The sequence below is a fragment of the Psychrobacillus sp. FSL K6-1267 genome (assembly GCF_038003265.1).
In the GTDB taxonomy this organism is placed as follows: Bacteria; Bacillota; Bacilli; order Bacillales_A; family Planococcaceae; genus Psychrobacillus; species Psychrobacillus faecigallinarum.
In genome coordinates, this window is record NZ_JBBOOR010000001.1 from 695,796 (window position 1) to 711,503 (window position 15,708).

The window sequence follows — 15,708 nt, forward strand, 5'->3', positions numbered from 1 at the left end:
TTAATTTGCTATTGACTGAATGCTCATTCAGTTTTAATATTGTATTAATTCATATAATTCTATTATAATGTTATTCTATTATTAATTAGGCACATCTTAGAGGGGGAAAAGGGATGAATCCGTTGTTAATCGCAAACTGGGTGTTATTCATCGGAGTAGTACTGTATGCGTCCTATCTATTTGTATATCTACTACGAACAAGGTATGCATACATTAAATTGGGGAAAAAAGTTGAGTTTGAAGACAATGTGAAGGAAAGACTTAGAAAAATTTGGGTGTATGTTTTTGGGCAAAAGAAGCTACTGAAAGACAAGAAAAGTGGAGCAATCCATGTCATGTTCTTCTATGGCTTCATCCTTGTACAATTTGGAGCAATCGATTTTATATGGAAGGGACTAGCACCAGATTCGCATTTACCGCTAGGACCACTATATCCAGCATTTACATTCTTCCAGGAGATTGTAACACTAACAATCTTAGTTGCAGTAATTTGGGCGTTCTATCGTCGTTATGTTGAAAAGCTAGTCCGTTTAAAACGTGGATGGAAAAATGGTTTAGTACTTATTTTCATCGGTGGACTAATGGTTTCAGTATTAATCGGTAATGGTATGGGAATGATTTGGCACGGTCATGAGGCAACATGGAGTGAGCCTGTAGCATCTGCTATTGCAACCGTTTTCCAAGCAATTCCGGAGGCTGCGGCAATCACTGTGTTCTTTGTAATGTGGTGGGTACATTTATTGTTCCTATTAACGTTCTTAGTTTATATTCCACAATCTAAGCATTTCCACTTAATCACTGGTCCTGCTAACGTTTACTTCCATCGTTTAGACAAAGTAGGCAGACTACGTCCGATTAACTTTGAAGAGGAAGAGGACGAAGAAGCGGATGAGGAAGAAATGCCAGTCTTTGGTGTTGGACGTGTTCAAGACTTTACACAAGCGCAAATGATTGATTTCTATGCATGTGTAGAATGTGGTCGTTGTACGAATATGTGTCCCGCAACAGGAACAGGTAAAATGCTATCTCCAATGGATTTAATTGTGAAGCTACGTGATCATTTAACATTTACTGGAGCAGTAGAAACAAAACAAAAGCCATGGGTTCCAGCTCTTGCGTTCAAAGGTACAAAAGGAAACCAGTTGGCAATGGCAGCTGGCGCAGAAGGTGCTGTAATTGAAGATATTTATAGCCCATCATTAATCGGGGATGTAATTACTGAGGAAGAAATTTGGGCTTGTACGACTTGCCGTAACTGTGAAGATCAATGCCCAGTTATGAACGAGCATGTAGATAAAATAATAGACCTTCGTCGTTATTTAGTAATGACAGAAGGTAAAGTAAACCCGGATGCACAACGTGCGATGACAAACATTGAACGTCAGGGTAATCCATGGGGTCTTAACCGTAAAGAAAAAGAAAATTGGAGAGATGCTCGTCCAGATCTTCACATTCCAACAGTAAAAGAAGTATCCAAAGCTGGGGAAGAGTTTGAATATCTATTCTGGGTTGGATCTATGGGATCCTTTGACAACCGCTCTCAAAAAATTGCTTTATCATTCGCTCACTTGATGAACGAGGCAGGAGTGAAGTTTGCGATTCTTGGTAATAAAGAAAAGAACTCGGGAGACACACCGCGCCGACTAGGGAACGAATTTATGTTCCAAGAGCTTGCGGCAGCGAATATTAAAGAATTTGAAAAGGCAGAGGTAACGAAAATAGTCACAATCGATCCTCATGCATATAATATTTTCAAAAATGAATACGGTGATTTTGGCTGGAGTGGAGAAGTTCTACACCATACTGAGTTGCTTTACGATTTAGTAATGTCTGGTCGCTTAAAACCAAAATATGAAGTAAATGAAACAATCACCTTCCATGACTCTTGTTATTTGGGACGTTATAACGATGTGTACGATGCACCTCGTGAAATTCTGAAATCTATCCCTGGTGTGAAGCTAGTGGAAATGGCACGTAACCGTGAAAGCGGAATGTGCTGTGGAGCTGGTGGAGGTTTAATGTGGATGGAGGAGCATGTGGGTAACCGCGTAAACGTTGCTCGTACAGAACAAGCGTTAGATGTAAACCCAACAGTTATCTCTTCGGGATGTCCTTATTGCTTGACGATGCTATCAGATGGTACAAAGGCTAAGGAAGTAGAAGACACAGTTGGAACATATGATATTGCAGAGCTTCTAGAAAAATCAATCTTTGGTGAGTCAATGACCGAAATAGAAGAAGTAAACGAAGAACAAAATGTTCAATAATAATTGCCAACCTCAATTACTTTAAGTAAACTAAAAGTAATTGAGGCAGGGAGTGGAAACACTCCCTTTTCTTAACAATATAAGTCGAGCGAGCGTTCAGTCAGTAATTTTTATTTTTTATAGATGTTGAAAGCGCATACAAATCAAAGGGGTGGCTGTATTGACGAAAACAGTAATTTTGGATGGAGCACGAACAGCTTTTGGAAAGTTTGGAGGAGCGCTAAGCACTTTAAATGCTTCTGATTTAGGTGGAGTCGTTATAAAAGAAGCACTTGCAAAAGCAGGCGTGAGCCCAGAGCAAGTGGATGAAGTAATCATGGGAACAGTTTTACAGGCTGGTCAAGGACAAATTCCTTCCCGACAGGCAGCCAACAAGGCAGGAATCCCATGGGCAGTTCAAACAGAAACGATTAACAAGGTTTGTGCCTCTGGAATGCGTAGTGTAACACTGGCAGATCAAATCATTCGTTTAGGGGACGAAGAAGTGATCGTTGCTGGGGGAATGGAATCTATGTCTAACGCTCCTTACTATTTACCAAAGGGCAGATTCGGATTAAGAATGGGTGATGGGCAAATGGTAGATGGGATGATTTATGACGGTCTATCCTGTTCATTTCATCCAAAGCGCGTCCATATGGGGACTTACGGAAATTCTACTGCAGAAGCATTTGAATTATCTCGTGAAAAGCAAGATGAGTGGTCTTTTAGAAGCCATAGCTTAGCCTTGAAAGCAATTGAAGAAGGTTTATTTGCGGAAGAAATCGTACCTGTTGAAATTCCACAGAGAAAAGGTGAACCAATAGTCGTAGACCAAGACGAGGCACCTCGGACAGATACCTCTGTTGAATCACTTGCCAAACTAAAACCAGCGTTTGGTAAGGATGGGTCTATCACGGCAGGTAACGCACCTGGGGTAAATGATGGAGCTTGTGCACTTGTTTTAACAAATGAGGATAAAGCAAAAGAGCTTGGAAAAGAGCCTTTAGCATATGTAGTTGGACACACTGCAATTGCAATTGAACCGGAAAACTTTCCACAAACGCCTGGTATTGTTATTAATAGTCTACTAGAGAAGACTGGAAAAACAATTGAAGAGATTGATTTATTTGAGATAAATGAAGCTTTTGCTGCAGTCGCTTTAGTAAGCAGTCAAATTGCCGGACTTGATGAGAGCAAGGTTAATGTCAATGGTGGAGCAGTAGCCTTAGGACACCCGATTGGAGCGTCAGGAGCTCGTATCATTTTGACGTTAGCATACGAGTTGAAACGCAGAGGCGGAGGAATTGGAATTGCAGCCATTTGTTCTGGCGGCGGCCAAGGAGATGCCATCATGATTGAAGTTCCAAAAACAGGAGGGAATCTAGCATGAACATTCAAAAGGTAATGGTAATCGGAGCAGGACAAATGGGGTCTGGAATAGCGCAGGTCTGTGCACAGGCAGGATATGAAGTGAAGCTTAATGATCGTGAAGAGAAATTCTTTGATCGTGGACTTCAAACAATTACAAAGAACCTCTCTCGAAATGTGGAAAAGGGAAGAATGACAGAGGACGAAAAACAAGTCATTTTAAATAAAATCACGAAATCACTTTCCCTAGAGGATGCAAATGACGTAGACATAGTTATTGAAGCAGCAGTCGAAAATATGGAAATCAAGCAATCTATTTTTAAACAGCTAGATGAGATAACACCAGCACATACAATTTTAGCGACAAACACTTCCTCTCTGCCGATTACAGAAATTGCAGCAGCAACAAATCGTCCAGAGCAAGTAATTGGAATGCATTTTATGAATCCAGTTCCAGTAATGAAGCTAGTAGAAATTATTCGAGGCCTTGCAACTAATGATGATATTTATATGGCCATTGAAGAAATGACGAAAAAGCTAAATAAGGTTCCTGTAGAGGTAAATGACTTCCCAGGTTTTGTTGCTAATCGTGTATTGATGCCAATGATTAACGAGGCAATTTATACGTTATATGAAGGCGTAGCAACGAAGGAGGCAATTGATGACGTGATGAAGATGGGGATGAATCATCCGATGGGTCCTCTTCAGCTAGCTGACTTTATTGGTCTAGACACTTGCCTGTACATTATGGAAGTTCTTCACGACGGCTTTGGAGACAGCAAGTATCGACCATGCCCGTTATTACGTAAATATGTGAAAGCTGGATGGTTAGGTAAGAAAACTGGTAGAGGCTTCTACATATACGAATAACAAACAAAGGGGATTAATCGATGGATTTACATTTCACAGAAGAACAACTAATGATGCGCAACATGGTCCGTGATTTTGCAAAAACCGAAATTGAGCCATTTATAGAACGTATGGAGCAAGGGGAGTTCCCGCGCGAGATTATTAAAAAAATGGGAGAGCTTGGATTGATGGGAATCACAATCCCAGAAAAATATGGTGGCTCGGAGATGGATTTTACTAGTTACGTCATCGCCATCAATGAATTATCAAAGGTGAGTGCAGTTGTAGGGGTTATCCTTTCTGTCCACACGTCAGTAGGCACAAATCCAATTCTTTATTTTGGAAATGAGGAGCAAAAACAAAAATATATTCCAAAGCTTGCTGCCGGAGAATATTTAGGTGCATTTTGTTTAACAGAACCATCTGCTGGCTCAGATGCAGGAGCTCTTAAAACGAAGGCAGTCAAAAAAGGTGATGAATATGTGATTAATGGCTCAAAGGTATTCATCACGAATGGCGGAGAGGCAGACGTTTATATCGTATTCGCTTCCACAGATGCTACACAAGGTTCCCGAGGAATCTCTGCATTTATCGTGGAGAAAGATACATCTGGTTTTATCATCGGAAAAGATGAGCAAAAAATGGGCTTACATGGCTCAAGAACGGTTCAAATCACCTTTGAAGATATGAAAATCCCAGTTGAAAACCTACTAGGGGAAGAGGGAGAAGGCTTCAAAATAGCTATGGCCAACTTAAACACTGGCCGTATTGGTATTGCTACCCAAGCACTAGGTATTGCAGAAGCTGCCTTTGAAGCAGCAGTAGGCTACGCTAAGGAGCGTATTCAATTCGGCAAGCCAATTGCAGCCAACCAAGGAGTAGGCTTCAAACTAGCTGACATGGGGACAGCAGTAGAAGCGTCTAGATTACTAGTTTACCGTGCTGCAAGTATGCGAGATAAGGGACTCCCTTGTGGAAAAGAGGCATCTATGGCCAAACTATTCGCATCCAAAACAGCAGTAGATGTAGCAATCGAAGCGGTTCAAGTATTCGGAGGCTACGGCTACACGGAGGATTATCCAGTAGAGCGTTACTTCCGTGATGCAAAGATTACCGAAATATATGAGGGCACAAGTGAAATTCAGCGAATCGTAATTAGCAAGCACTTGATGAATTAATAATAGATGGTTGCTATAAATTAGGGTTTGAACATCACAAAAAACAAATTGTCACCAAACCCAAACTGAAAGTCTCAAATAGTAAATGGAATATCACAAAACCTAAACTAACCTATGAATCACAAAAACTAAATCAAATCAAAAGGCGGAATGTTCAAATGAATTTTCAACTAACAGAAGAGCATGAAATGATTCGTAAAATGGTACGCGATTTTGCAGTGAAAGAAGTGGCTCCAACAGCTGCAGAACGTGATGAAGAAGAGCGCTTTGACCGTGAAATTTTTGACAAAATGGCTGAGCTTGGCTTAACAGGGATTCCGTGGCCAGAGGAGTACGGTGGAATCGGTTCAGATTATCTGGCGTACTGTATCGCAGTGGAGGAATTATCTCGAGTATGTGCATCGACAGGTGTAACTCTTTCAGCTCACACATCTTTAGCTGGATGGCCAATTTTCAAGTACGGTAACGAAGAGCAAAAGCAAAAATACCTTCGTCCGATGGCAGAAGGAACGAAAATCGGTGGCTATGGTTTAACAGAAGCAGGTTCAGGGTCTGATGCTGGTGGTATGAGAACAACCGCTAAATTAGATGGCGATCATTATGTGTTAAATGGATCTAAAATCTTCATTACAAACGGTGGAATTGCCGATATCTATGTTGTATTTGCAGTGACTGATCCAGAATCTAAGCATAAGGGAACTAGTGCATTTATTGTGGAAGCTGACTTTGAAGGGTTCTCAGTAGGGAAGAAAGAGAAGAAGCTAGGGATTCGTTCATCACCTACAACAGAAATAATCTTTGATAACTGCCGAGTGCCTAAAGAAAACTTACTAGGCCAAGAAGGAGAAGGTTTTATCATTGCGATGAAAACATTAGACGGTGGTCGCAACGGGATTGCTGCTCAAGCAGTTGGTATTGCACAGGGTGCTTTAGATGCTTCTGTTAGCTACGCAAAGGAACGTGTACAGTTTGGTAAACCGATTGCTGCTAACCAAGGAGTATCATTCAAATTAGCAGACATGGCAACTTCCATTGAAGCCTCTCGTTTACTGACCTATCAAGCAGCATGGTTAGAATCTAATGGTCTTTCCTATGGGAAGGAGTCTGCTATGGCGAAGCTGATGGCAGGAGACACAGCGATGAAGGTAACAACTGAAGCTGTTCAAGTGTATGGTGGATACGGATATACAAAGGATTACCCAGTAGAGCGTTTTATGCGTGATGCAAAAATAACTCAAATTTATGAGGGTACTCAAGAAATTCAGCGTCTTGTCATCTCTCGTATGTTGACTAAGTAGCATGGATAAAAAACACGAAGTACTGACCTCTGTAAAGGACGGTAATCTTATTGAAAAAAGACGCCAGCAAATGATTCGAGCTGCGGTGACTTTATTCAAACAGAAAGGTTTTCATCGTACTACTACTAGAGAAATTGCGAAGGAAGCCGGTTTCAGTATTGGGACGCTGTATGAATATATCCGTACTAAGGAGGATGTCCTCTATTTAGTATGCGATAGCATTTATCATGAGGTACACGAGAGGCTATCCAAATTCCAACCTGAGAACGGTACAATCGAGGACTTACGAAATGCGATTCATCACTATTATGGGGTGATAGATGATATGTCGGATGAGTTCGTTGTCATGTACCAGGAATCTAAATCCTTACCAAAGCAAGCGCTCGAATATGTATTACTCAAGGAACTGGAAATGGTGGAAATCTTCCACAAGATTATTGTTGGCTGTATTCAAGGTGGGGAGCTTAAGTTGACCGGAGAACAGGCTAAGCTTTACGCTCATACATTGGTCGTTCAAGGGCAAATGTGGGCTTTTAGAAGATGGGCTCTCCGCAAGGAATTTTCAATTGAACAATTTACAGATTTACAAGTGCAATTATTACTCAGTGGGATGGGTAATGCGAAGGACATCATTTAAGTGTCAGTCCTAAGTTCATAAGAAATGTTCATACAAACAAGGAGGAACAACATGTCTAAGGTAGAAGTATATCGTCCAAAAAATCATGTTCGTTTTGTAACGGCGTCGAGCCTTTTTGACGGGCATGATGCATCCATCAATATTATGCGTCGCATTTTACAGGCGAGCGGAGCAGAGGTTATCCACTTAGGGCATAATCGCTCGGTTGAAGAGGTAGTTAATGCCGCTATTCAAGAGGATGTTCAAGGGATTGCCATCTCTTCCTATCAGGGAGGACATGTCGAGTATTTTAAATATATGAAGGATTTACTTGCGGAAAGGGGCGCACCACATATTCGTATATTTGGTGGCGGCGGCGGAGTAATCATTCCAAAGGAAATAAAAGAGTTACAGGATTACGGAATTTCCGGCATATTCTCACCTGAGGATGGCCGTAAGCTAGGGTTACAGGGAATGATCAATCAAATGCTGATGGAATGTGACGTACCTACGAAAGCTTCAGGCGCAAAGGAAGCAATAGAAAACGTGACAACGGAAAATCCAGAAGTACTTGCACATCTAATTACGCTAGCAGAAGAAGCCTATCAAACTGGAGAACAAGACACTACTAGTATGCTAGAACAGGCAAAAGGTTTGTCAAAAGGAACACCGGTTTTGGGGATTACTGGCACTGGTGGTGCAGGGAAAAGTTCTTTGACAGATGAGCTGATCCGTCGTTTTCTACAAGAATTACCAGACAAGAAAATAGCGGTTCTATCTATTGATCCAACAAAGCAAAAAACCGGTGGGGCACTTCTGGGAGACCGTATCCGTATGAATGCCATCTTCAATAATAGAGTATTCATGAGAAGCTTGGCGACTCGTGGATCGCGAACGGAGCTGTCTGGTGCAATTGCAGATGTACTCGATGTAGTGAAGGTCGCAGGCTATGATTTAATAATTGTTGAAACAAGTGGAATAGGGCAAGGTGACGCAGAAATTACAAACGTTTCGGATCTTTCCATGTACGTCATGACAAGTGAGTTCGGGGCACCTTCTCAATTAGAAAAAATCGATATGATAGATTATGCCGATTTAATCGTTATCAATAAATTCGAACGCAAGGGCTCAGAGGATGCATTAAGACAGGTCCAAAAGCAGTATCAACGCAGCCACGAGCTTTGGGATGAAGAACTGGATAAAATGCCTGTTTACGGTACAATTGCTAGCCAGTTCAATGATAAGGGGACTAACTCATTATTTGCAGCATTGATTGAAACCGTAAATAAAAAAATGGGAACTGATTGGGAAACCTCGTATGAGCAATTTATAAAAACACAAAAGCAAAATGTCATCATTCCTAACGATCGTCGCTATTATTTGCGTGAAATCACAGATACGGTGAGAGGCTATCATAAGAAATCAGAAGAGCAGGTTGAGTTTGCGAGAAGGCTATTCCAATTAGAAGGCGCTATTGATGAGGTAAAGAAAAAAGGAACGGAGGATGCATTGATTCAATCTTTAGAGTCTTTAGCAGCGGGCATTAAAGATGAATTATCAGCAGAATCTAAACGTATTCTAGAAAATTGGCATGCTTTGAAGGATGCATATGCAGGAGACGAATTCGTTACGAAGATTCGAGATAAAGAGATTCGTACGATTCTTCGTACGGAAAGCCTATCAGGCTTGAAAATTCCTAAAGTAGCTCTACCGAAATTTGTCGATTACGGGGAGATTTTAAAATGGGTATATAAAGAGAATGTGCCTGGCTCATTTCCATATACCGCTGGAGTTTTTCCTTTCCGAAGAGAAGGAGAGGATCCAAAGCGTCAATTTGCAGGAGAAGGAACACCAGAGCGTACAAACCGTCGCTTCCATTACTTATCAAAGGATGACGATGCGAAGCGACTATCTACAGCCTTTGATTCTGTAACATTATACGGGGAAGACCCAGACTACAGACCTGATATTTACGGAAAAGTTGGAGAGTCAGGGGTCAGCATCTGTACGTTAGAGGATATGAAGAAGCTATATGCTGGCTTCGATTTATGTGCGCCATCTACATCCGTATCGATGACCATCAATGGTCCGGCTCCAATCATTTTGGCAATGTTTATGAACACTGCAATCGATCAGCAAGTTCGCCTAAAGGAAGAGGAGCTAGGTAGAACCTTGACTGTAGAGGAATTTACTCAGGTTAAAGAAGCGACACTGCAAGTAGTTCGTGGGACTGTACAGGCGGACATTCTAAAAGAAGACCAAGGTCAAAATACTTGTATATTCTCTACGGAATTTGCACTTCGCATGATGGGTGATATTCAACAATATTTTATTGACCAAAAGGTTCGTAATTATTACTCTGTTTCAATCTCTGGGTATCATATTGCTGAAGCCGGAGCAAATCCTATTTCACAGCTAGCCTTCACGCTCGCGAATGGATTCACGTATGTGGAATATTATTTGAGCCGTGGTATGAATATTGACGACTTTGCACCGAATCTATCATTCTTCTTCTCAAATGGGCTTGATCCAGAATATACAGTAATTGGTCGAGTGGCACGTCGTATTTGGGCAGTCGTCATGCGTGAGAAGTATGGTGCCAACGAACGCAGCCAAAAGTTAAAATACCATGTTCAAACATCGGGCAGAAGTCTTCATGCGCAGGAAATAGATTTCAACGATATCCGCACGACTCTTCAAGCTTTGATGGCATTGCAAGATAACTGTAACTCTTTACACACCAATGCGTACGATGAAGCAATTACGACTCCAACAGAGGAATCTGTACGTCGTGCGATGGCTATACAGATGATTATTACGAAAGAGCATGGTTTGTCGAAAAACGAAAACTCTTTACAAGGATCATTTGTTGTAGATGAGCTGACGGATATAGTAGAAGAGGCAGTACTTGCTGAGTTCGATCGCATTAATGATCGTGGAGGAGTACTTGGTGCCATGGAGACTCAGTATCAACGTGGAAAAATTCAAGAAGAGTCTATGTACTATGAAATGAAGAAGCACACAGGTGAACTGCCAATTATCGGAGTGAATACTTATTTAAACCCAAATCCGGCATCTGAGGATGACATTAACAATATGGAGCTAGCCCGTGCTTCAAAAGAGGAAAAAGAAACCCAGATTAAGAATCTTCAAGATTTCCAACTCAAGCATGAAGCAGACGTTCAAAACTCGTTGAACCGTTTGAAGCAGGTAGCGATGAGTGGTGGAAATATTTTTGAAGAGCTAATGAGCACTGTTCAAAAGGCGAGTCTAGGTCAAATTACTAATGCTCTTTACGAGGTTGGAGGGCAATACCGTCGAAATATGTAAAAAAAAGTGTCTCTAAGTATATTAGAGACACTTTTTTATTATATTCTTTAGTATAATGTATTTATTAAGTCGTAGAGGAGAAGTGTTATGAAAAAAACGGTACAAATGATGGTTATAATTGTTCTCCTCTTAACAACAATTTGGCTGTATAATAAAAGACTCGCCTCTATACCTTTACTCTTGCTTTCTTTTTATTTGTTTTCTATAGTTGGTAGGAAAATATCTCTTTTCAAAAAGAATAAATGAATGTAGCATATAACATAATTGTTTGTATATAATGGAAAGTATGCAAGCGGAAACAGAAAGGACGTGCACGATTTGAATTTTCGTGAAATGACAACAGCACAACTACAAGAAGAATCATTAATAGATATTGGTTTTGCCATACTAGAAGATAAGAAAAACTCGATGACATTAACGGAGCTTTTCGATGAAATTCAAAATTTGAACGGCTTTACAGATGAGGAAATGGCAGCTCGTAAGCCACAATTTTACACAGATATGAATATTGACGGACGCTTCCTTGCGATTGCTGAAAATCAATGGGGCCTAAGAGAATGGTACCCAGTGGAACAAATTGAGGAAGAAACTGCTCCTACAGTAAAAGTACGTAAGAAGAAAGCAAAAGCAGTGGATGATTTAGACGATCTTGATGACTTGGATGAAGATGAAATCATCTTTGAAGAGGAATTCGATGAATTTACTGAAGACGACGACGATGATGATGACGATGAAGAGGATGACGTTGCAATCGATTTTGTAGAAGAGGAAATCGATGAAGTAGACGTTATCGAGGAAGACCTGATTGATGAGGATGATGATGAATTCGAAATCATAGATGATGAGGAACTAGACGAAGAGGATGAAGACGAAGAATAATCCTTGACTTCTTAATCTAAACGCTATAAGATTTTATTGGGCTCTTTTTGAAGAGACGTACTCATGTGCATACGCGCTCCCCTGCTAAAACCAGCAGGAGGAGCGCTTTTATTATTTGGTACACCATATATAGGAGGAACGACAATGACTAAATTTATTTTTGTTACTGGTGGGGTTGTATCTTCACTTGGTAAAGGTATTACAGCCGCGTCTCTTGGGCGTTTGTTAAAAAATAGAGGATTGAAAATTACTATTCAAAAATTTGATCCTTATATCAATCTAGATCCTGGGACAATGAGTCCTTATCAGCATGGAGAAGTATTCGTAACTGATGATGGAGCGGAAACTGACTTAGACTTAGGTCACTACGAACGTTTTATCGACATTAATCTCAATAAATATTCTAATATTACAACAGGAAAAGTGTATTCCTCTGTTCTTAGAAAAGAGCGTCGTGGCGATTACAATGGTGGAACTGTACAAGTTATTCCACATATTACAAACGAAATTAAAGAACGTTTATTCCTTGCTGCTAGAGAAACTCAAGCTGACATCGTTATAACAGAGATCGGTGGAACAGTAGGAGATATTGAATCACTTCCTTTCCTTGAGACAATCCGCCAAATGAAACGTGACGTAGGAAGCAATAATGTTATGTACATTCACTGTACGCTAGTTCCATTTATCAAGGCTGCTGGTGAAATGAAAACTAAACCAACTCAGCACAGTGTAAAAGAACTTCGTAGCTTAGGTATTCAACCAAATGTCATTGTTGTTCGTTCAGAAATGCCTGTACCACAAGACATGAAGGATAAAATTGCATTGTTCTGTGATATTAAACCAGAAGAAGTAATCGAATGTATTGATGCTGACTCTCTATATGAAATTCCGTTAAACTTACAAGCACAGCATTTAGATCAAATTGTTGTGGATCACTTCCAACTAAAAACACCAGAAGCTGATATGACAGATTGGCTTGGTTTGGTCGATCAAGTTAAGTCTTTATCCAAAAAAGTACGCATCGGTCTAGTAGGTAAATACGTAGAGCTTCAAGATGCTTATATTTCTGTTGTAGAAGCAATGAAGCATGCTGGATATGCTTTTGATGCTGATGTAGAAATCAACTGGGTAAATGCAGAGCATGTGAATGATGAAAATGTCGCTGAAATTCTTTCAGATGTTGATGGTATTCTTGTTCCTGGTGGATTTGGTGATCGAGGAGTAGAAGGGAAAATCTCTGCGATTAAATTTGCTCGTGAGAACAAAGTACCTTTCTTAGGAATTTGTTTAGGTATGCAATTAGCTACAGTTGAATACGCTCGTAACGTGTTAAACCTAGAGGGGGCACACTCAACAGAGCTAGATCCAAGTACACCGCATTCTATAATTGACCTATTACCAGAACAAAAAGATGTAGAGGACCTAGGTGGTACGCTTCGTCTAGGATTGTATCCATGTAAGCTGACGCCGGGCTCTAAGGCACAACAAGCATATGGAGAAGAACTTGTATATGAACGTCATCGTCATCGTTATGAGTTCAATAACGAGTTCCGTGAGCAATTCGAAGCTGCTGGATTTATATTCTCAGGGACAAGTCCAAATGGTCGCTTAATCGAAATTATCGAGCTTTCTGAACATCCTTTCTTCGTAGCATCACAGTTCCATCCGGAATTTGTGTCACGCCCTCAGCGTCCACAACCACTATTCCGTGAATTTATTAAAGCTTCTGTCGGAGAATAATAATTGGAAAAATGCAGTTCGACTAGTAATCGAACTGCATTTTTTTATTTATAATTCATTTTAATAGGATAAAAAGTCCGGTATAGAGGTCCTATTGAGAATTGCTAAGTAATAGGATAATATTGGTTTATATGTAATGTTATATAAAAATAGTGATAATTTATAATTCGAAATTTCAATAATTAAATGTAAAAATTATGTATTTTAAGTTATGATATAAATATGAAAAAAACTAAATAAAGTGAGGAATTAAGAAAGAAACAAGGCATATAAAGTAGATGATGAACACTTATACATACTAAGATTCTCGCTTAATTTTGTGTAATTATTATCCAAAATTAGTTGTGAGACTTCGGTGAAAAGAACATAAAATTGGAAATAGACTTTGAGATAACTTAAAAAATGGCATTAAAAGAAGGCTAGCTTTTTCAACTAGCCTCCACTAAATAATACTTTATTCTTCTCCCTTAATCATTTCATCCAGCTGTAACTTAACAGCCTCGTAAATGAATAATCCAGCTAAAGCATGGGGTTGAACGAGTCGAGAACCATCATCTGCGGGTAGTAATCCTTTTGTAATTTTCAAGGAAATATATGTATAAGATAGGTCAAAGAGCATATTTCCTTCTTCCGCCGGTTCACTAGCTAGAGCGCTAAAAGGGATAAAATTTTCATTTAACTTCTTAGCAAGAGCTAGCGCTTCCTCATTTGTAGAGGAACGAGTGAGAATCCATACTCTATCTGCACTTGTCAAAGTGATATCAGGCTTCCATTGCTCCATACGTGGAAATGGTTCGGCTGCATACTTTGCATTGATAGAAATACTTTCCATCTCTTCAAATGAAGCAAAATAGATTTTTCCTTCACCAGCTGCAGCTTGTGCAAGTAGACGAGCTGTGTCGTCTATATTTTCTTCCTCGGAACTTGCAATTCTTTGAAATAGTCCAGAAAGCTGTGTCGTGAGCATTTTCATTTAATTTCACCTCTCAACTATTATATAAGAATTTTTGGTTTCATTATAGCTACTTGTCCAATAAAAGCGCAAGCGCCTATGTTTGCCCCGACAAGCAAATGAGGGAAGCGAGGAGGCAGCTCTTCAGCCACCGGAGCTTTAACTCATTTGACCTCGAGGGGCAAGGCTGCTTGCGCTAGACAACCAAGAAAAGCGCAAGCGCCTATATCTGCCCCGACAAGCAAATGGGGGAAAGCGAGGAGGTAGCTCTTCAGCCACCGGAGCTTTAACTCATTTGACCTCGAGGGGCAAGGCTGCTTGCGCTAGACAACCAAGAAAAACGCAAGCGCCTATATCTGCCCCGACAAGCAAATGGGGGAAAGCGAGGAGGCAGCTCTTCAGCCACCGGAGCTTTAACTCATTTGACCTCGAGGGGCAAGGCTGCTTGCGCTAGACAAACAAGAAAAGCGCAAACGCTTACATTTACATCGACAAGTAAATGGGATTGTGTTGTTACGTGAGGAGCAAACTGGTGGCAAATGCTTACTCAGCTTAACTTAATTGATAAAAATTCCATGCTATATTCGTTCATTACGTAAATTTTTATCTTTTCTTGTCTTTAATAAGGTACTCTTTAAACGGGATTTTTATCCTTTTTACAATAAATTTGTAAGAAAGAAAGAGGAAAGTCGACGTTTAATAGCGAATATTATAATACGCGAAAATACGGTAAAAAAAGGGGTCTTCCTTCATGAAACACTTATTGATTGTAGATGATCAACTTGGGATACGAATGCTTTTAAAAGAGGTGTTTGCCCAAGAAGGATATGAAATTAGCTTAGCGTCCAATGGTTATGAGGCATTAAAGCTTGTAGAAGAAAAACCAATTAATGGTGTATTACTAGATATGAAAATACCAGGAATGGACGGAATTCAAATTCTAAAAAAGATGAAAAAAGAGTTTCCAGATCTACCGATTATGATGATGACGGCATATGGAGAGTTAAACCTCATTCAAGAAGCGATGGATTTAGGTGCCTCACTTTATTTTACCAAGCCTTTTGATATCTTTGAAGTAAGGGACGCTGTGAATAATTTACTAAAATAACAAGCACATGAGCAGGCAGTGGAAAACATCGCCTGTTTTTGTTATGATAATGTTGGAAATAAGCAGGTTACCTCTAAACGGTTTTTTCGGATAACAAATAGGGCATAATAGATTATGAACTATCGTTTAGTAGGGCGTCCTACT

Annotated in this window: 11 protein-coding genes; 10 read left to right on the plus strand and 1 reads right to left on the minus strand. The window is 40.1% G+C overall.

All coding sequences use genetic code 11. From position 1 onward, the window contains the following. Window positions 1-113: 113 nt before the first annotated feature. The 9 genes from MHB55_RS03565 to MHB55_RS03605 all read left to right on the plus strand — a co-directional run bounded on the left by MHB55_RS03565 (window position 114) and on the right by MHB55_RS03605 (window position 13,504). Entirely contained in the window at window positions 114-2,267 is a 2,154-nt protein-coding gene (locus MHB55_RS03565; RefSeq protein WP_144539736.1) for a heterodisulfide reductase-related iron-sulfur binding cluster, read from the plus strand. A gap of 160 nt (window positions 2,268-2,427) precedes the next feature. Next, on the plus strand, window positions 2,428-3,636 hold the full coding sequence (locus MHB55_RS03570; RefSeq protein ID WP_144539734.1) for an acetyl-CoA C-acetyltransferase: 1,209 nt from the start codon (window positions 2,428-2,430) through the stop codon (window positions 3,634-3,636). Then, entirely contained in the window at window positions 3,633-4,484 is an 852-nt protein-coding gene (locus MHB55_RS03575) for a 3-hydroxybutyryl-CoA dehydrogenase (RefSeq protein ID WP_144539732.1), read from the plus strand. Before MHB55_RS03570 ends, MHB55_RS03575 begins: the two co-directional genes overlap by 4 nt. 20 nt (window positions 4,485-4,504) lie before the next feature. Continuing rightward, window positions 4,505-5,641, plus strand: a complete 1,137-nt coding sequence (locus MHB55_RS03580) for an acyl-CoA dehydrogenase (RefSeq protein WP_340862612.1) — start codon at window positions 4,505-4,507, stop codon at window positions 5,639-5,641. A gap of 158 nt (window positions 5,642-5,799) precedes the next feature. Then, window positions 5,800-6,939: an acyl-CoA dehydrogenase gene (locus tag MHB55_RS03585; RefSeq protein WP_151111380.1), complete on the plus strand. Its 1,140-nt coding sequence runs from the start codon at window positions 5,800-5,802 to the stop codon at window positions 6,937-6,939. Between the two features lies 1 nt (window position 6,940). Continuing rightward, complete coding sequence (locus MHB55_RS03590; protein ID WP_191696667.1) at window positions 6,941-7,576, plus strand: TetR/AcrR family transcriptional regulator; 636 nt, start codon at window positions 6,941-6,943, stop codon at window positions 7,574-7,576. Between the two features lie 51 nt (window positions 7,577-7,627). Continuing rightward, window positions 7,628-10,885: a fused isobutyryl-CoA mutase/GTPase IcmF gene (gene icmF / locus MHB55_RS03595; protein WP_340862613.1), complete on the plus strand. Its 3,258-nt coding sequence runs from the start codon at window positions 7,628-7,630 to the stop codon at window positions 10,883-10,885. A 318-nt stretch (window positions 10,886-11,203) separates the two neighbouring features. Next, complete coding sequence (rpoE, locus tag MHB55_RS03600) at window positions 11,204-11,764, plus strand: DNA-directed RNA polymerase subunit delta (RefSeq protein WP_191696666.1); 561 nt, start codon at window positions 11,204-11,206, stop codon at window positions 11,762-11,764. Window positions 11,765-11,908: 144 nt separating this feature from the next. Continuing rightward, complete coding sequence (locus MHB55_RS03605) at window positions 11,909-13,504, plus strand: CTP synthase (RefSeq protein WP_144539722.1); 1,596 nt, start codon at window positions 11,909-11,911, stop codon at window positions 13,502-13,504. A gap of 454 nt (window positions 13,505-13,958) precedes the next feature. Here the strand turns inward: MHB55_RS03605 and MHB55_RS03610 are convergent, their stop codons facing one another. Next, window positions 13,959-14,477, minus strand: coding sequence for a DUF2529 family protein (locus MHB55_RS03610; protein WP_144539720.1), 519 nt, complete (start codon window positions 14,475-14,477; stop codon window positions 13,959-13,961). Window positions 14,478-15,207: 730 nt separating this feature from the next. On the opposite strand from MHB55_RS03610, the gene MHB55_RS03615 reads away from it, so the two are divergent. After that, on the plus strand, window positions 15,208-15,564 hold the full coding sequence (locus MHB55_RS03615) for a response regulator (protein WP_144539718.1): 357 nt from the start codon (window positions 15,208-15,210) through the stop codon (window positions 15,562-15,564). Window positions 15,565-15,708: the final 144 nt, after the last annotated feature.